At 70.5% G+C, this 17,788-nt stretch carries 15 protein-coding genes and 1 tRNA gene; 8 read left to right on the top strand and 8 right to left on the bottom strand.

The window, feature by feature from the left end:
* The first annotated feature begins 78 nt into the window (after positions 1 to 78).
* The gene (gene ald / locus QBE02_RS13245; RefSeq protein WP_279366150.1) at positions 79 to 1,164 is read left to right on the top strand and encodes an alanine dehydrogenase; all 1,086 of its coding nucleotides are present in this window, start codon (positions 79 to 81) and stop codon (positions 1,162 to 1,164) included.
* Positions 1,165 to 1,191: 27 nt separating this feature from the next.
* Here ald and QBE02_RS13250 read toward each other — a convergent pair whose 3' ends face one another.
* Both QBE02_RS13250 and QBE02_RS13255 read right to left on the bottom strand, forming a co-directional pair.
* Positions 1,192 to 1,875 carry a response regulator gene (locus tag QBE02_RS13250; protein WP_279366151.1) on the bottom strand — a complete coding sequence of 228 codons (684 nt, stop codon included), beginning with the start codon at positions 1,873 to 1,875 and terminating at the stop codon, positions 1,192 to 1,194.
* On the bottom strand, positions 1,872 to 3,476 hold the full coding sequence (locus tag QBE02_RS13255) for an ATP-binding protein (RefSeq protein ID WP_279366152.1): 1,605 nt from the start codon (positions 3,474 to 3,476) through the stop codon (positions 1,872 to 1,874). Before QBE02_RS13255 ends, QBE02_RS13250 begins: the two co-directional genes overlap by 4 nt.
* Before the next feature lie 136 nt (positions 3,477 to 3,612).
* Here QBE02_RS13255 and QBE02_RS13260 point away from each other — a divergent pair, with 136 nt between their 5' ends.
* Together QBE02_RS13260 and QBE02_RS13265 are read left to right on the top strand one after the other, a co-directional pair.
* On the top strand, positions 3,613 to 5,067 hold the full coding sequence (locus QBE02_RS13260) for a cation:dicarboxylate symporter family transporter (protein ID WP_279366153.1): 1,455 nt from the start codon (positions 3,613 to 3,615) through the stop codon (positions 5,065 to 5,067).
* A complete protein-coding gene (locus tag QBE02_RS13265; protein WP_279366154.1) occupies positions 5,064 to 5,897 on the top strand; it encodes an HpcH/HpaI aldolase/citrate lyase family protein in 834 nt (277 codons plus the stop codon). Before QBE02_RS13260 ends, QBE02_RS13265 begins: the two co-directional genes overlap by 4 nt.
* A gap of 24 nt (positions 5,898 to 5,921) precedes the next feature.
* On the opposite strand, the gene QBE02_RS13270 is transcribed toward QBE02_RS13265, so the two are convergent.
* From QBE02_RS13270 to QBE02_RS13285, 4 genes are all read right to left on the bottom strand, one after another.
* The gene (locus QBE02_RS13270) at positions 5,922 to 6,479 is read right to left on the bottom strand and encodes a DUF1992 domain-containing protein (protein ID WP_279366155.1); all 558 of its coding nucleotides are present in this window, start codon (positions 6,477 to 6,479) and stop codon (positions 5,922 to 5,924) included.
* Complete coding sequence (locus QBE02_RS13275) at positions 6,476 to 7,318, bottom strand: oxygenase MpaB family protein (protein ID WP_431844598.1); 843 nt, start codon at positions 7,316 to 7,318, stop codon at positions 6,476 to 6,478. The genes QBE02_RS13270 and QBE02_RS13275 overlap by 4 nt, the downstream gene beginning before the upstream one ends.
* Positions 7,319 to 7,454: 136 nt before the next feature.
* A complete protein-coding gene (locus QBE02_RS13280; RefSeq protein ID WP_279366157.1) occupies positions 7,455 to 7,985 on the bottom strand; it encodes a hypothetical protein in 531 nt (176 codons plus the stop codon).
* A gap of 2 nt (positions 7,986 to 7,987) precedes the next feature.
* Positions 7,988 to 8,398, bottom strand: coding sequence for a DUF4383 domain-containing protein (locus tag QBE02_RS13285; protein WP_056224073.1), 411 nt, complete (start codon positions 8,396 to 8,398; stop codon positions 7,988 to 7,990).
* Between the two features lie 252 nt (positions 8,399 to 8,650).
* Between QBE02_RS13285 and QBE02_RS13290 the strand changes: the two genes are divergently transcribed.
* Positions 8,651 to 9,079 carry a YdeI/OmpD-associated family protein gene (locus tag QBE02_RS13290; protein ID WP_279366158.1) on the top strand — a complete coding sequence of 143 codons (429 nt, stop codon included), beginning with the start codon at positions 8,651 to 8,653 and terminating at the stop codon, positions 9,077 to 9,079.
* A gap of 43 nt (positions 9,080 to 9,122) precedes the next feature.
* Entirely contained in the window at positions 9,123 to 9,755 is a 633-nt protein-coding gene (locus QBE02_RS13295) for an asparagine synthase (RefSeq protein ID WP_268104754.1), read from the top strand.
* A 124-nt stretch (positions 9,756 to 9,879) separates the two neighbouring features.
* On the opposite strand, the gene QBE02_RS13300 is transcribed toward QBE02_RS13295, so the two are convergent.
* Positions 9,880 to 9,952, bottom strand: a tRNA-Arg gene (locus tag QBE02_RS13300).
* Positions 9,953 to 10,103: 151 nt separating this feature from the next.
* On the opposite strand from QBE02_RS13300, the gene QBE02_RS13305 reads away from it, so the two are divergent.
* A complete protein-coding gene (locus QBE02_RS13305) occupies positions 10,104 to 11,600 on the top strand; it encodes an L-serine ammonia-lyase, iron-sulfur-dependent, subunit alpha (protein ID WP_279366159.1) in 1,497 nt (498 codons plus the stop codon).
* Positions 11,601 to 11,614: 14 nt separating this feature from the next.
* On the opposite strand, the gene QBE02_RS13310 is transcribed toward QBE02_RS13305, so the two are convergent.
* Entirely contained in the window at positions 11,615 to 12,046 is a 432-nt protein-coding gene (locus QBE02_RS13310; RefSeq protein ID WP_268104753.1) for a MarR family winged helix-turn-helix transcriptional regulator, read from the bottom strand.
* Positions 12,047 to 12,259: 213 nt separating this feature from the next.
* On the opposite strand from QBE02_RS13310, the gene QBE02_RS13315 reads away from it, so the two are divergent.
* A complete protein-coding gene (locus QBE02_RS13315) occupies positions 12,260 to 16,663 on the top strand; it encodes a metallophosphoesterase (protein WP_279366160.1) in 4,404 nt (1,467 codons plus the stop codon).
* Between the two features lie 455 nt (positions 16,664 to 17,118).
* Entirely contained in the window at positions 17,119 to 17,748 is a 630-nt protein-coding gene (locus tag QBE02_RS13320; protein WP_279366161.1) for a helix-turn-helix domain containing protein, read from the top strand.
* The last annotated feature ends 40 nt before the right edge of the window (positions 17,749 to 17,788 follow it).

The raw sequence follows: 17,788 nt of genomic DNA on the forward strand, positions 1-17,788 counted from the left end.
GAATCTGCGCGGAAACACCACGGAAACACTCTTTTCTGCGATCCTCTCGGCAACGCTCATCCGCTCGAGGAGGAACCCATGCGCGTGTCCGTGCCGACCGAGATCAAGAACAACGAGAACCGCGTCGCCATGACGCCCGCGGGGGTCGATTCGCTCGTCCATCGTGGTCACGAGGTCTTCGTGCAGGCGGGCGCGGGTGAGGGTAGCGGCTTCTCCGACGAGCAGTACCGCGCGGCCGGGGCCGAGATCGTCGACACCCCCGAAGAGACCTGGGCACGCGCCGAACTGCTGGTGAAGGTGAAGGAGCCCATTGCATCCGAGTACGGATTCCTGCGCCGCGACCTCACGCTCTTCACATACCTGCACCTCGCGGCCGACCGGCCGCTGACCGACGCCCTCATGGCCGCCGGCACCACGGCTGTGGCCTACGAGACGGTGCAGACCGCCGACCGCGCGCTGCCGCTCCTGGCGCCGATGAGCGAGGTCGCCGGTCGGCTGTCGATCATCGAGGGCGCCCATCACCTGCTGCGCGCCTCGGGCGGGCGCGGGCTGCTCCCCGGCGGCGTCCCCGGCACCCCACGGGCGAAGGTCGTCGTGATCGGCGGCGGCGTCGCGGGCGAGCACGCCGCGGCCAACGCCCTCGGACTCGGTGCCCGCGTCACGGTGGTCGACATCTCGCTGCCCAAGCTCCGCCAGCTCGAGGAGCGCTTCGGCGGCGCGATCGAGACCCGCGCGTCCACCCGTCTCGAGATCGCCGAGCAGCTCGCCGACGCCGACCTCGTGATCGGCTCGGTGCTCATCCCCGGCGCCGCGGCTCCCAAGCTCGTCACCGACGACATGGTGGCCGCGATGAAGCCGGGCTCGGTGCTCGTCGACATCGCGATCGACCAGGGCGGCTGCTTCGAGGGCTCCCGCCCGACCACCCACGACGCGCCCACGTTCCGCGTGCACGAGGCGCTGTACTACTGCGTCGCGAACATGCCCGGCGCGGTGCCGCACACCTCGACCCGCGCGCTGTCGAACGCCACCCTGCCCTACATCACCCGCATCGCGGATCAGGGCTGGGAGGCCGCGGCATCCGCCGATCCCGCCCTCGCCAAGGGCCTGAACGTGCGCGCCGGCGTGGTCGTGAACGAGGGCGTCCGCGCCGCGTTCGACCTCTGAGTCGGTGGGCGTGCGGACGCCGGACCGTCAGCCGCGCACCCAGGCGTAGGTGATCTCGGGGCGGCCCTGTCCGCCGTAGCGCGGCACACGGCGGACCCGACCCACGTCGGCGAGGTGCTCGAGATAGCGGCGGGCGGTCACGCGCGACATGCCCTCGCTCTCACCGACCTCGGTCGACGACACCGCGCCCGCGGCGGTGCGCACCCGCTCGGCGACGGCCTGCAGCGTCTCGTCGCTGAGGCCCTTCGGCAGCCCCGGAGCGGTCACGGTGCGCAGCGACCCGAGCAGGGCGTCGACCTCCGACTGGGTCGCGTCACCCGCCGCGCGGTCCAGACCCTCGACGTAGGAACGGTACGCTTCCAGCCGCTCCCGGAACGCCGCGAACGCGAACGGCTTGATCAGGTACTGCACGACCCCGATCGACACGGCCGCCCGCACGGTCGCGGCGTCGCGCACGGCCGTCACGGCGATGATGTCGACGCGCGACCCGGTGGCGCGCAGCCGGCGTGCCACGTCGAGACCCGAGCCGTCCGGCATCGTCATGTCGAGCAGGACGAGATCGATCCGCCGGTCGGGATCGGCCAGCGCGGTGACCGCGGCGCGCGCCCCCGCGGCCTGCCCCGCGACCTCGAAGCCCGGCACCCGCTCGACATACGCGCTGTGGAGCTCGAGGGCGAGGGCGTCGTCGTCGACGACCAGCACGCGGATCACGAGACCACCGCCTGGGCGACGGCGGGAAGGAAGACGCGGACGGTCGTGGGGTCCGCCACGACCTGCAGGGTTCCGCCGTGGGCGGCGACGATATCGCGCACGAGGGCGAGGCCCACGCCCCGGCCACCGGGGGCGTGCGCCGGCTTGGTCGACGCCCCGAAGGCGAACGGGTCGGGCAGCGACGGGTCGAAACCGGCCCCGCTGTCCGAGACGTCGAGCACCACGTCGCCACCGCCTTCGCGGAGGGTCGCGCGCACCCATCGGGGTTCGGCGCCGGCCGCTGCGGCATCCAGAGCGTTGTCGACGAGGTTTCCCACCACGGTGACCGCCTCGGCCGCGGCGAGGGGGAGTGCGGGCGTGGGCTCGGCGACGTCGAGGTCGAGGCGCACTCCGCGTTCGGACGCCTCGTCGAGCTTGCCGAGCAGGAGGGCGACGACCACGGCGTCGTCATCGTCCGAGACGAGGCGATCGGCGAGCTCCTGCCGTTCGCCGGTCGAGGCCACGATCAGACGGCGGGCCTCTTCGATGCGTCCGAGTTCGAGCAGCGCCAGCAGGGCGTGCAGCCGGTTGCCGTGCTCGTGGGTCTGGGAACGGAGGGTGTCGCTGAGGGTCCGGACGCCCTCGAGTTCGCCGAGCAGGGCCTGCAACTCCGAGCGGTCGCGCAGCGTCATGACCCGGCCGCGCTCGGGCGCTCGACGCCCCGCGAGATCACGCGCTTCCTCCTGGTTGACCAGCAGCACCCGCTCTCCATTCACGACGGTCTCCTCGACCATGCGCCGACCGCTCGCGATGGCCTCGGCGAGGCCGGCATCCATGTCGACCTCGCGCGGATCGAGTGAGACCTGCCCGCTGGACGCGGGTGGAAGGCCCAGAAGGTCAGCGGCTTCGTCGTTGTACAGCACGATGCGTCCGGAGCGATCGGTGACCACGAGACCCTCGCGGAGGGAGTGCAGCACCGTCTCGTAGCTCTCGACGAGGCGCGACAGTTCGGCGGGCGTGTACGACCCGGTGACGCGTCGGGCACTGCGGCGGACGTAGAGGGCGCCGAGCACCCCCATCCCGACGATGGCGGCGGATGCCAGCACGATCAGCGGTGCGCGAGCGGCGAGGTCCTGCTGCACGGCGCCGAGCGTGACGCCGACGGCGACGAGGCCCACGATGTCGCCGTTCTCGTCGCCGCCGTCGAGGATGGGGACGATGGTGCGCACCGAGGGACCGAGAGTGCCCTCGTAGACCTCGGTGAAGGTCTGGCCGGCGAGGGCCTCGGCCCGCGAACCGATGTACTGCTCGCCGATCTCGGACCGGTTGCGGTGGGTGAGGCGGATGCCGTCGGGGGTCATGATCGTGACGAACGACAGGTCGGCGTCGGGGAGGATCTGCTCGACCATCGGCTGCAGCGCACCGGAGTCGCGCTGCACCACGAGAGCGGCCACGTCGGGCTCGTGCGCCAACGTCTCGGCCACCGAACGCGTGACCTTCTCGGCCTCGCGCTGGCCGGAGTCGCTCAGCTGCACCGACAACAAGGCCGCCAGGACGCCGGCGACCAGGATCACGACACCGAGGGACACCAACGCCAGGCGTCCACCCACGCTCAGTCTCATCACCCCGCCCTTCGTCGCGCTTGCCGTGAACAATACGACCACAAATCGCCCGCACGTCCCGCGTCGATCAAAGTCATGACATCAACCGGCGCCCCCGCCGGACTCAACGAAGGCGTTAGAAAAGGGGAAGTCGCTCATGGCACTCTCACTCCGCACCACACGCGACGGCCGGCCTCGCAAGAAGATCGACCGCAATCACTGGCTCTACATCTCCGTCATCGTCGCGGTCGTCGCCGGTGTCATCGTGGGCCTCGTCGCCCCGCAGTTCGCCACGGCCCTCGAGCCGATCGGGAAGGGCTTCGTCAGCCTCATCAAGATGATGATCGCCCCGGTCATCTTCTGCACGATCGTCGTGGGCATCGGCTCGATCGCGAAGGCCTCCACGGTCGGCAAGATCGGTGGCCTGGCGATGGTCTACTTCCTGGTCATGTCGTCGTTCGCCCTGATCATCGGCCTCGTGGTCGGCAACATCATCCACCCGGGCGAGGGCCTGAACATCGCCGGCGCTCAGTACGACGCACCCGCCGCCGAGGCGACCTCGACCCAGGAGTTCATCCTGGGCATCATCCCCACCACGTTCTTCTCGGCGTTCACCGGCGGCAGCATCCTCCAGGTGCTGTTCATCGCCCTTCTCGTCGGCTTCGCGCTGCAGGGCATGGGCGAGCGCGGGGCGCGCATGGTCGAGGGCATCCGCAACTTCCAGGTGCTCGTCTTCCGCATCCTCGGCATGATCCTCTGGCTCGCGCCGATCGGTGCTTTCGGCGCCATCGCCGCGGTCGTCGGCAAGACCGGTTTCCAGGCCGTGATCAGCCTCGGCATCCTGATGGGCGCCTTCTACATCACCTGCTTCCTCTTCATCGCGGTGGTGCTCGGCACGCTCCTGTACGTCGTGACGCGCGTCAACATCTTCACGCTGATGAAGTACCTGGGCCGCGAGTACCTGCTGATCGTGGGCACCTCGTCGTCCGAGGCCGCTCTTCCCCGCCTCATCGCCAAGATGGAGCACCTGGGTGTCTCGAAGCCGGTCGTCGGCATCACGGTCCCGACGGGCTACTCGTTCAACCTCGACGGCACCGCGATCTACCTGACGATGGCCTCGCTCTTCATCGCCACCGCGATGGGCTCGCCCATGTCGATCGGTGAGCAGATCGGCCTCATGATCTTCATGATCATCGCGTCGAAGGGCGCCGCCGGTGTCACCGGTGCCGGCCTCGCCACCCTCGCCGGTGGTCTGTCGGCCTACCGCCCCGACCTGGTCGACGGTGTCGGTGTGATCGTCGGCATCGACCGCTTCATGTCCGAGGCCCGCGCCGTCACCAACTTCACGGGCAACGCGGTGGCCACGATGCTCATCGGCGTCTGGACCAAGGAGTACGACGGTCAGCGCGTCCGCGAGGTGCTCGCCGGCAACATCCCGTTCGACGAGACGATCCTCACCGGTCACGACCACTCGGCGACTCCCGCGGCGGATGCCAAGGAGCAGGCGTCCGCCGAGGTCGGCGCGGGCCCCGCGGCCACCGTCGACACGCAGTCGCTCGACGCCTTCCGCGCTCAGGCCGAGGCGGAGGCCGCGGCGCGGGGTCGCTCGTGACTCTGACGCACCACACCTCGGCGGGGGCGGCTTCGGCCGCCCCCGCCCCGGCGCGTGTCGACCTCGCGCGCACCTGGATGCTGCGCTCGCCGCTGGCGGGCGGGCTCGAGACCGCGGCCGACGTGCTCGTGCTCGACCTCGAGGACGGGCTCCCCGCCGGCCGGAAGGACGAGGGCCGCGAGCGGGTGCGCCGCGCGGCAGCCGAGGCGCCGGTCTGGATGCGTATCAGCGCGGCGGGAACCCACGACGGAGAGGCCGACCTCGCCCTCGGCCGAGAGCTCGACGATCGCCTCGCCGGTGTCGTGCTGGCCATGTGCGACGGTCCCGACGACGTGGCCCATGTCGCGGCATCCCTCCCCTCCGGCACCTCGATCGTCGCGATGGTCGAGTCGGCCGCGGCGCTCCTGGCCGCGCCCGCCATCGCCGCCCACCCCGCGACTCGTCGCCTGGCCTTCGGAACCGGCGACTTCCGGCGCGACACGGGCATGGCGGCCGACCGCATCGCGTTGTCGTGGCCGCGGGCGCAACTCGTGGTGGCGTCGGCCGCGGCGGGGATCGCCGGGCCGATCGACGGCCCGTGCGGGCCGATCGAGCAGGCGAAGGATGCCGCGGTGCACGCGGTCGCGATGGGGTTCACCGGCACGCTCGCTCTTCGGGATGCCGCCGTCCCCGGCGCTCACGCGGGTTTCACCCCCGCTCCCGCCGATGTCGAAGCCGCCCGGGTGCTGCTCTCCACGACGCCCGAGGGGCCGGTCGACGGGTCGTACGCCCCCACGTTGGCCCGGGCGCGGGCGCTCATCCAGCGCGCCGAGGCGCTCGCGGCTCTCTGACGGACATGCGGGACACTCCCGCGGTCAGCCCCGACGGAACCACCGCCGACGCCGCGCCGGCGCGGCCACCGCGGCCGCTTCCAGACGTGCCCTCCGCCGCTCGATCCACGCCGCCACCTGGGCATCCACGCCGACCGTCGGGGTCACGACGGGCGGGCCGCCCTGGAGCTGCCGCCGCGCTTCGATCACGCGGCGGTTGAAGTCTTCGACCGCCTCGCGCACCTCGGGTTCGTGTGCGATGGCATCCAGCCGCTCGGCCATCTCGGCGTGCTCGACCCGCAGGGTCAGAGCGGGTGGTCCCAGGCCGGTCAGCTGCTCGGTCTCGATCTTGCGACGGATCCACCAGTCCGGGTCGTGCGAACCGCCCAGATCGGGGAGAGGCTTGCCCGCGCCCGGAAGGTTGTCGAACTCGCCACGTCGGATGGCCTGCTGGATCGAGGTCTCGACGAAAGCGGCACGCTCCGCGGCGGTCGAGCCCCGCGCGGGAGCCTTGTGCTCGGCGGGTTCCGGCTCGAGGCCGGCGTCGCGGAGCTGTCGGTCCAGGCGGTAGCGCTCGGCGGCCTGGCGGGCGTCGTCGCTCACGCCGCCTCCCGCCCCTCACGCTCCAACCGCGCCAGTCGCTGCCGCGCCATGTCCTGGGCCCGCGGGCCGGAGCCGAGGGCCCGTTCCGTCACCCGCAGGATCACGCGCGTCAGGGTCAGGACGGGGAGGGGCCAGCGCCGCACGCCGAGCATCTTCCGATACCGGCGGGGGATGGTCGCCACCGCCGCGGCGAACAGCACGCGGTACGACAGGCCCATGAGGCCGGGGAACGGCGGCTTGCGCAGGAAGCGCACGACGTCGGCGACGCGCTCGTCGCCGCGCAACTCGCCACGGTCGGCGAAGCCGTCGATCTCGGCGCGCAGGGCGGCACGGGTCAGGGGCGGATCCACGACCCGCATGAGGCGGCCGGCCGTCGCCCAGTCGGCGACGTACGCGTCGGGCCCGCCGGGGATGGGCAGGCGCGACACCTCGTGCCCCGCCAAGAACGCGTCGGTGAAGGCGAGGTGCACCCATCGCACGAGATCCGCCGCCTCAGCGGTGTAGGCGCGTTCCGAACCGTCGCCGGCCCGGTACTCGCCCTTCACGCGTCGGTGGAATCGGCCGACGCGCGCCGTTTCGGCATCCGCCTGCGCCTTCGACCCGTACGTCAGGGTGATGACCCACCGGACGGTTCCGGTGAGGCGCCCGATCGGATCCTCGCGATACCGCGACCAGTCGTGCACGCCCGCTAGGGCGCCGGGGTGCAGTGCCTGCAGAAGCAGGGCCCGGATGCCGGCTACCAGGGTCCCCATTCCGGCGTGCACGGTCCACGCGGGGCCGTTCTCGACGAAGTATCCGGTGTCGTCGCCGTCGGCGATGGCGCGCACGTAGGGCGCCATGCCGGTGGGGTCTCCCGCCAGGGCGACGAGGATCTTCCCGCGCAGCGACTGGATCCAGCCGGGCACGGGTCTCGAAGCGTCGATCGTCACCCTTCCAGCGTGCCACCGTCCGAGCGGGCGGGCTCCGCTGGCGGGATCAGTGTCCCTCGTGCGAGATGACGGGGACCGTTCCGTCGTCGCGGAGGAGGACGGCGTTCTGCGTCGCTCCCAGAGCGGGGGTGACCACGACGGCGATGACGGCGGCCGCCACCAGCAGGCCGACGACGCTCATCGGTTGAGCGGTGCGCGGCGCACTCGCATCCCGGGCGGTGCGGCGCAGGTGCAGGGCCGCCGAGGCGCCCACGACGACGAGCAGGAGGGATGCCGCGGCGACGCCGACGACGCTCGTGTGAGCGGGCGCGGCGAACATCAGGGCTGCCGTAAGGGCGAGGGCGCCGAGCGCTCCCGCGAGGGCCGTCCGCGGAACGACGAGTCGTCCCGTAGACAGGGTGGCCGCGCCCCACGCGAGTGAGGCGAGACCGAGGATCACCATCCCGATCCCGAGGCCGCTCGCGACGGCCCCGGAATCGGGACGGATGATCGCACCCGCGCCGAGGGCGGCGGTGGTGAGGCCGGCCCCCCAGGCGGATACGGAGGGCCACGACCGCACGAAGGTCGCGGCGGTCATCGTCAGACCGCCGCGGTGCGGGGGACGTTGCGCTCGGTGCCGAGACCGACACCCAGCAGCACGACGGCGCTGGCGAGGTGCAGGAAGTGGTCGGGCGTGTTCAGCGCGAGGATGTTGGCCCCCGTGCCGACGAGGAAGAAGCCCACGATGCCGAGGAGCAGGTAGACGGCTCCGACTGTCGTGTTGACGCCCTTGGCGGCACGCGCGTTGGCGAGACCCGAGACGAGCAGCGCGGCGCCGATCAGGAGGTGCGCGATGTTGTGGAGCGGGTTGACCTCGAAGATGCCGAGGAGCAGACCGCCCTGCGTGGCGATGAAACCGACGCCGCCGGTGACGGCGAAGCCGAGCAGACCGACCAGAAGGTAGACAGCGCCGAAGACGGTGGCCACGAGACGGTTGGGTGACGAGCTCATGATGAACCTCCCAGATTGTTGGCAGCGACCGTCCGGTCGCTTCACCACATCTTCGGAGACAATGCTCGATTCGGATTGGGCTTTGCGCTCGCCGGTGTTTTTCCGGTATGCATCCGGAAACGACAGAAGGCCCCCGAGTACTCTCCGAGGCCCTCCGCAACGGATCCGACCATACGGATCGCGGGCAGAGGGTGTGAGGGGATTGCATTTCCCGCGCTGTTCACCTATCCCCGCATCTGCCACACTCTCGCCATGCGTTTCGATACGACCCTGTCGCAGATGGGCAACAACACCGGGATCGAGGTCCCTGCCGAGGTGCTCGACGCCCTCGGGGGCGGAAAGCGCGCCGCGGTGGTCGTCGAGGTGAACGGCTTCACATACCGCAGCACGATCGGCTCGATGGGCGGTAAGTCGCTGATCCCCTTCTCGTCCGACAAACGGGCGAGCACCGGTTTGTCCGGAGGGGATGCCATCTCCGTTGACCTCACCCTCGACACCGCGCCCCGCCCGGTCGAGGTGCCCGAGGACCTTGCCGCAGCCCTCGCCGCGGCCGGTGCGCGCGATGCCTTCGACGCCCTCTCGCCGAGCGCGCGCAAGGCGCACGTGACCAACGTCGACGCGGCGAAGGCGACCGACACTCGATCACGCCGTATCGACGCGATCGTCGCGAAGCTGTCCTGAGCGATTGACGCTCCCCGGGAGATAGCCTGGACGGGGAGGTCACGTGGGGCGCACGAAAGAGGCCATCGCCGAGGGACTGTCGATCGCGACAGCCGCGGCGCGGCTCGCCGTGCGCAACCGCATCCTCGTCGACACGATCGCCCGCGGCGGCCAGTTCGATGGCGAGGTCTTCGCCGAGCTGGCGCGCGAGACGCTGCGCTCCCTCGCCGACGAGCAGGACCAGGCGGCCGAGCGCGTGACGCACCAGCGCAAACGCGCGTGGGGGCGGTTCTCGGATTCGTCCGGCACCCACGACTACCGCGACCGCGACACGCGCAACCTCCGCCGTCGCGCGAAGCAGTCCCGCGGCGTCGCGAAGGAATTGCGCGCGCTCGCCGACGACCCCGAGCGGGTCAAGGTGCTGGTCGGCGATGCGCGGATCGCGGCGTGGGGCGATGTCGAGGCGAACCTCAGCCAACGACTCGACGTCGAGGGCATGACGGCGGATGCCGATCCCGAGTACGCCCAGATGCGCAAGGCGCGGATGGACGCCCTGCGCATGGTCGATCTGGCCCGCCTCGCCTCGCAGGCGAAGCGTCGGGCGAAGGAACGGGCCGCCGCCGACGAAGCGGAGGAGCCGAGCGACGCACCGGATGCGGGCAAGAGCGGAAAAAAGAAGAAGTCCGCCGCGCGCTGAGCCTCGACTATCGCGTGCATCGTCTTCCGAGCCGGTTGCGGCTGCGATCACCGGCACTCGGGCAGAGAAAAGCCCCGGCGGAGTTTCCTCACGCCGGGGCTTTTCTTACTGTCTCAACACAGTGTGCGCCCGAAGGGACTCGAACCCCTAACCTTCTGATCCGTAGTCAGATGCTCTATCCATTGAGCTACGGGCGCAGGGCCTCCGCGCGAAACGGCGCGCAGGCCGTGGTCCAGCATAGCCGGGACGATGGGAGACGTCTAATCGGCTCGGAACGGCGTGCATCCCGGGCGTGGCGCGTCGGTGACGGGAGGGTGTCGCGTCGGGGTGGGGACGTACGCTGGCGGGATGAGCGCATACACCTCCGCGTTCGAGCTGTTCTCCATCGGGATCGGACCCTCGAGCTCCCACACCGTCGGCCCCATGAAGGCCGCCCTTCAGTTCGTCGCGCGACTCGAGGACGACGGTGTCCTCGAGCGGGTGGCATCCGTTTCGTGCGCCCTGTACGGCTCCCTCGGAGCGACCGGCATCGGCCACGGCACCCCCGACGCGGTCGTGGCGGGCCTGCAGGGCCTCGACCCCGAGACCGTGGATCCGGATGCCGTGCGGCGGGCGTGGTCCGACTGGCCCGAGGGGCGGAGCCTCGCTCTCGCGGGGCGACACGAGATCCCGTTCGCGAAGGCCGACATCGCGCTCGAGCCGCGCACGCGCCTGCCCGGACACCCGAACGCGATGACGCTCGTCGCGCGCGACGACGAGGGGTCCGTGATCGCGGAGGACACGTTCTACTCGATCGGCGGGGGATTCATCCGCCGAGAGGGCGAGCCCGCGCGCGTGGCGGCGGCGCCGGTTCCTCTCGACTTCGATGACGCCGCGACCTTGATCGAGCTGTGCGACGAGCGCGGCATCACGATCGCCGAGGCGGCACGCGTGAACGAGGCGGCCCTGCGCTCCGACGAAGAGATCGCGGCGGGCTTGGATCGCATCTGGGATGCCATGGCCGCGTGCGTGAACGCCGGACTCGAGAACGACGGCGTGCTGCCCGGCATCCTGAAGGTGAAGCGACGGGCCGCGGTCATCCGCGGGCAGCTGGATGCCATCGAGGCCGAGGGGCACCGCGAGCTCCCGGGTGAGTGGCTCGGGGCGTTCGCGCTCGCCGTCAACGAGGAGAACGCCGCCGGCGGTCGTGTCGTCACCGCTCCCACCAACGGTGCAGCGGGGATCCTCCCCGCCGTCGCCATGTACTGGTGGCGCTTCCTGGCCGACTCGGGTCTCGGAGCCGGCAACGCCGTCACGCCCTACGGCGAGCTCGTCGGAAGCGCCCTGCTCGGCTACGACGGTCACGCGGTGACGCGCGGCGAGGTCGCGGAGTGGGACGACGGCGACGTGGCCGAGGCGAACCGCCGACGCGGCATCCGCCGATTCCTCCTCACCGCGACGGCTCTCGGCTCGCTCTTCAAGGCGAATGCATCGATCTCCGGCGCCGAGGGCGGTTGCCAGGCAGAGGTCGGGTCCGCGTGCGCGATGGCGGCGGGCGGCCTGACCGCGGTCATGGGCGGGACCAATCGGCAGATCGAGAACGCCGCCGAAATCGCCATGGAACACCACCTCGGTCTCACGTGCGACCCCGTCGGTGGGCTCGTTCAGATCCCCTGCATCGAGCGGAACGCGATCGCGGCATCGACCGCGGTGACGGCGGCCCGGCTCGCTCTCCGCGGCGACGGGTCCCACTACGTCTCGCTGGACGCCGTCGTCGAGACGATGCGTCAGACGGGGATCGACATGTCGACGAAGTACAAGGAGACCAGCGAGGGCGGTCTCGCGGTGAACGTCATCGAGTGCTGAGGGGCACCCGACGATCAGTCCTGCGCGCGCAGCTTCGCGGTGAGGGAGTGCAGCTGAGCGAGTTCGTCGTCGTCGAGCCGGGCCATGCGCTCGGCGATCGACCGGCCGTGCGCCGCGGCGATACGGCGGAACGTCACGGCGCCGTTCTCGGTGGCCGTGACGAGGGAGCCGCGGCCGTCTTCGGGGTCGGCGCATTTGGTCAGCAGCCCCCGTGACACCATGCGCTCGACCAGGCGCGACACGCTCGGCTGGCTGATGAGCATGTTGCCCGTGACGTCGCGCAGGCGGGCCGTCATGCGCGGGCCGCGCGTGACGGTGAGCAGCACGTCGTACTCCGCCTGGGTCAGCTCGGTGCTGTCGAAATCCGACCGGATGTCTTCGAAGACCTCGTGCTGGGCCCGGAAGAGGCTCTCCCAGGCCTGCACGGCGAGACGGCGATCGGTCATAGGTTCAGCGTAGGGCCGACAGCGTCCCTCGCGCCCCGCGCGCGGGTAGCACACGCGGGTGGACGGACGAGTCACCTGCCGGTCATCTTCGTTCCCTTCGCCGTTCATGTGAGCGGACGGTGAGCTTCCTATGGTCGGAGCGTCCCCCCAGACGAAGGTGGCTCCGCCATGCGTTCTCCGCATACCCGTTTCCTTTCCGTAACGCTGTCGACGATGCTCGTCGCCGGCACGGTCCCGATCCTCGCCGTCCCGGCCGCGCACGCCGCGCCCGGACCGGCCGAGATCGTGGTCACCGAGATCCTCGCCGACAACACCGGTGCCGATGACTTCGAATACGTCGAGATTCACAACGTCTCGAACGCGCCCGTCGACCTGGCGGCATCCGGGATCTCCTTCGCGTACTCGTACGCCGATTCGGCCGACCGCTCGCGCGACATCTCCCTCACCGCCGAGCCGCTCACGCTCGCGAAGGGCGAGACGGCGCTGCTGTGGGTGAGCTACGCCTCGGGTGCTGTCGACACCTCCGCTCGGACGGTCGAGGAGTTCCGCGCGCGTCACGGCGTCGACGAGGGCGTGCAGGTGGCCCGTCTCACCGGTCAAGCCGGGCTCGCGAACGGGGGCAACCGCGGGATCCGCGTCCTCGACCACGGCGAGCTCTCGTCATGGTCGCACGCCCCGACGGGGGCGTTCGGCGTCGACCTCGCCGCGCACTTCCGGCTGCCGTCGGACCCCGCCGCGCAGCGGATGGACGTGCTCGCCGTGAACGCGGCTCCCTCGCCCGGGACAGTGCTGCCCGAGGCCGTCACGCGCCCCGGGGGTGATCCGTCGCCCGAGCCGAGCCCCGAGCCGACCTCGCCCGGCGAGACGCTTCCCGCGGGGGCGCCCCTGCAGGTGACCGAGTTGCTCCCCGACTCCGCGAACGTAGGCGGGTCCGATGGCTACGAGTTCGTCGAGGTCTTCAACGCCACCGACGCCCCCATCGACTTCTCCGACTACGCGATCGACTACCTCTACCCGGTCGAGGGCACGGTCAGCCGGTGGCCGGCCGTTCCCTCCGACGTCGTCATCCCGGGGCGCGGGTCCCTCGTGTTCTGGATCAAGAACGGCGCGAACGACGCCTTGACCGCGGCCGACTTCAACCGCCAGTTCGGCACCGACCTGGTCGCCGGGCGGTCCCTGGTCGAGATCTCGTCTGCGGGAATGGCGAACAGCAGTCCTCGCGGCATCCAGGTGTCCACCAACACCGGCCACCCGGTCAGCGCCGCCTTCTACAACCTCGACGGGCGCGACGACACCCAGGCCGACAAGGGGATCCGCTACGCGGCGACCGAAGACGCGACCCGGCAGCGCCTCGTCGATCTGGCCCCGGCCACCCCCGGTACCGTCCAGCCCGATCAGGTGGGTTCGGCCCCCGTCGCCACCCCCGTCGACACGACGGCGCCCACGATCACCGATCGAACGGCGGCGCAGATCGCCCCCGGCGACGACTTCGTCATCGACCTCGCTATCAGCGACGACCACGAGGTCCGCACGGCGACGCTCGAACTGCGCAACGACGTCGACACCACCGCACTGCGGGTGAACCTCACCGACGCGGGCGACGGCGTCTTCCGGCACACGGTGAAGGCCGTCGACCTCACCGGAAAGCACTGGTACGCCTATACGGTCACGGCGACCGACGGCACGAACGCCCAGACCTCGACGGAGCGCCGCGTCGACGTCGCCGGCACCTCCGACGACCCCGTGCGCCTCAATGTGGACGACGGTCGCTTCGCCAGCGGAACGACCGAGATCGTGGCATCCGGGAACGCGTATCCGAGTCCGCTGAGTCTGAGCATCGACGGGGCGACGGTCGCGACGACACCCAGCCTCGAGGGGCGACCCACTTTCGTCTTCGAGGCGACGAACGTCAACTACTACTTCAAGAACGGCGTGCGCATCGCGGACGACGTGCTGACGATCTTCGACAAGGGCACCGAAGGGTGGGAGACCATCTCGACCCCCGTGCCGCTGAGCTACCTGTCGGAGGCCGACGACCTCACCGTGAGCGTGTGGGCCGGAACGAAGAAGGCCCCCGAGATCGACCCCGACGAGAACAACGACGACTTCGAGATCCGGGGGCTGCGTCTCGTGCTCCCCGACGGTCGAACCCTGACCCCGGCGGGTTACGACGACCCGGCCGCGGTGCTGAGGATGGGCGACAGCGCCGGGAAGCTCGACTTCTTCGACGCACGCTTCGCGATCCCCGACGACGCGTACTCGGCGGTGTCGCACACCTGGGACACCACCTCCCGCGCTGACGGCGACGTGGTCGTCTCGGCCACCGACGGCGACGAGACGGTCACGCGCACCGTGCGCGTCGACAACACCGCGCCCGTGGTGACCTCGCGCATCGTCGACGGCACCGCCTACCGCGGCCCGATCGACATCGACGCGCAGATCGTCGACGCCGGGTCGGGGGTCGCCTCGACCGTCGCTCGACTCGACGGCCGCGAGATCACCCTTCCCCTGAAGACGTCGTCGCTCGACCTCGAGGCCGGCGACCACCGGCTCGAGATCGTCGCGACCGACGGAGTCGGCAACACCACCACCTGGTCGGCCGTCTTCGAAACCTACGCGGAGCAGCCGGCCGCGGGGCTGCTCACTCCCGCCGACGGCGCCGAGGTCTCGGCCGGCGAGGTCACCCTGCAGGCGAAGGTCGAGGACCCGCAGGGGGACGCGCTCGATGTCGCCTTCCTCGAAGGTCGCCGACTCGATCTGGCCGACGGCGATGTGGCGGTGCGATCGGGCACGGTGGCCGACGCCGCCTCGGTGGACCGCTCGGAGCCGCAGACGCTGTCGCGCGCTCAGGTCGAGACCTTCGCCGCCGTCGACGGTCTGAGCGACGACGTCTCGAGCACCGAGGCGTTCCCGTACCAGCTCTTCGAGGTGGGAGTGGATGCCGCGGACGCGGGCGCCGACGTGCGATCGACGTGGTCGGGACGAGCGAACGCCGGGGCGACGGTCGTGCTGTCGGTGCAGCGTCGCGACGGGTCGGGCTGGGATGAAGTCGACCGACACGTCACCCGGAACGCCGACGAGGCCTTCGAGCTCGACGGAGTCGTTCCGGTCGACGAGTACGCGGTCGACGGTGTCGTGCGCATGCTCGTCCAGCACTCCGAGGGTTTCGCGGCACCCGATCAGAGCACGCGCGACACCGCGGTCACCCCGCACAATGCCGCCGACGTGCCGCGTTCGGACTACGACTTCACCCTCGGGTGGGAGTCGGACACGCAGTACTACAACGAGAACGAGATGGCGGGGAACCCCTACAAGCACCAGGAGGCCATCCACTCCTACTTCCTCGACCGTCGAGAAGAACTGAACCTGCAGTACGTGTTCCACACCGGCGACATCGTGGACGACTACGACGTCATCCCGCAGTGGGACCGGGCGGCGGTGCAGTACGACCGCCTCGACGCGGCGGGTCTGCCGTACGGGGTGCTCGCTGGCAATCACGACGTCGGCCATGACGTGGGCGACTACACGAACTACGGCCGCTACTTCGGAGAGGACCGTTTCGCCGCCAACCCCTGGTACGGCGGCAGCTACGAGAACAATCGCGGCCACTACGACCTCGTGTCGGCGGGCGGCATCGACTTCCTCATGCTGTACACCGGGTGGCTACCGGACGATGCGTCGATCGCGTGGATGAACGACGTCTTGAAGCGCTACCCCGATCGCGTCGCGATCGTGGCGCAGCACGAGTTCATCCTCACCACGGGAGGGCTCGGGGCCATCCCGCAGCGGGTGCTCGACGAGGTGGTGGCTCCCAATCCGAACGTGCGGATGGTGATGTCGGGGCACTATCACGACGCCTTCCTCCGGACGGATGCCTTCGACGACGATGGAGACGGCGTCGACGACCGCACCGTGTATTCGATGCTGTTCGACTACCAGGGCCTGCCCGAGGGAGGGCTCGGGTTCTTGCGCCTGATGCACTTCGACAACGAGGGCGAGCGCATGATGGTGCGCACCTATTCGCCGTCGCTCGACCAGTACAACTCCGACGAGCCGAGCCTGCTCGGTCCGGCCGACGACCCGTACGCGCAGCAGGACTTCGAGCTGACATACGACCAGCTCGGCATCGAGCCGCGTGAGCGCACGCTCGGCACGGACGCGTTCTCGGCCGAGGTGCTCGGCACGAACGAGATCGCCTCGTTCTCGGACGTCGACAGCGGAAGCGTGCTGTCGGCGACCTGGACGCTGACCGAGGAGGGGGAGCGGGGATGGTACGTGCGATCGACGGATCCGTTCGGCGCCGTGGACTCCTCGCGCGTCGCGCTCTTCACCGTGCGCGCGGTCTCCGTCGGGCCGGGGGATCCGAATGCGCCGGGTGCCCCGGGGTCGGGTTCGCCCGGACAGCCGGGTGCGGGTTCGCCGGACCGTCCGGGTGCGGGAACCGGTGACGGTTCGACCGCCGACGGGGCAGCGGGAGGGAATCGACCGGGGCGCGCGCCTCTCGCGGTGACGGGGGCGGATGCCGCCGTGCTGGTGCCGTGGGTGGTGGGAGCGGCGCTGCTGCTCGCGGTCGGCGCGACCCTGCTCGCTATCCGACGACGACCGCGCCGGAGCTGATCACCACGACGGCGCCTGCCCCTCGGGGTGGGCGCCGTCGTCGATGGCGGCGGCGGATGCGCGCGGGCATCGGGTGTCGGCATCCGCTCGACAGAGAAGGGGCCTGATCGAGGGCGAGAGTAAGGGCCGGTCGGAGAGGCTTCCGACCGGCCCTTGTCCCTGCACCAAGAGTGTCCTGCAATCACATGTCGGTAGCTGCCACAGCAAAACAACTACCGTGCCAGCACTCTATAACGGTGAGGTAACGGAGGGGAAGAGCTCGCCGTTATATTTTCGTGATCGATTTTCCGAGGGGTCTCCGCGTCACCGCAGCGAGATCTGGGGACTGCGCGGATCCCCCCTCCGGAGGGCCGTTCCCCGCACTCGGAGGCGCGGCATCGCCCTACGATCGTCTGGTGGACACACCGCGGATGGCGACCTCGCCGCCTCGCCGGTGCGAATGAGGGGTGGGGCAGGTGAACCGACGTCAGCAGGGCATGGCCGAGGCGCGGCGCGCGATCATCGAGGCGGCCGGCGAGCAGTTCGCGATCCGCGGCTACGAGGGCGCGTCGTTCGCGCGCGTGGCCGAGGCGATGGGCCGCCCCAAGTCCGCCATCGGGTACCACCAGTTCGCCTCCAAGACGGCGCTGGCCGCCGCGGTGATCGAGTCGCAGCAGGCGCGGTGGCGCGAGATCGAGGGGGGATTGTCGCAGCCCCACGGGCTCGAGCGTCTCGCCGCGCTCCTGTTGGCGGCGTCGTTGGACGCTTGTTCGTGCCCGGTCGCGGCCGGCGCCACGCGGCTCCTCCATGAACTGCGCAAACAGGGGGTCGAGGTGCCCGACGGATTCGATTGGTACGGCATCATCGCCGCCGAATTCGACGCCGCCGCCCGCGCGCACGGGGTCGCCGAGGTCCCCTCGTTCGCTCCCGAGCTCCTTCTGGGGGCGACGTTCGGCGTCTACGAGACCGGGGACGTCGACGATGCCGCGCTGGCGTCGCGCCTCACATCGCTCTGGGTGCCCCTGCTGCGCTCGTTCGGATTCGTCGACGCCGAGGACGAGGTGCAGCGAGCCGCCGCGCAGGAGTTCGTGCCGCTTCCGCACTGATTCCGCATCACGTCGTCGCGCGATGCGCGAGGGGTGGGGC

Origin of the sequence: Microbacterium testaceum (assembly GCF_029761935.1) — a bacterium.
Lineage (GTDB): Bacteria > Actinomycetota > Actinomycetes > Actinomycetales > Microbacteriaceae > Microbacterium > Microbacterium testaceum_A.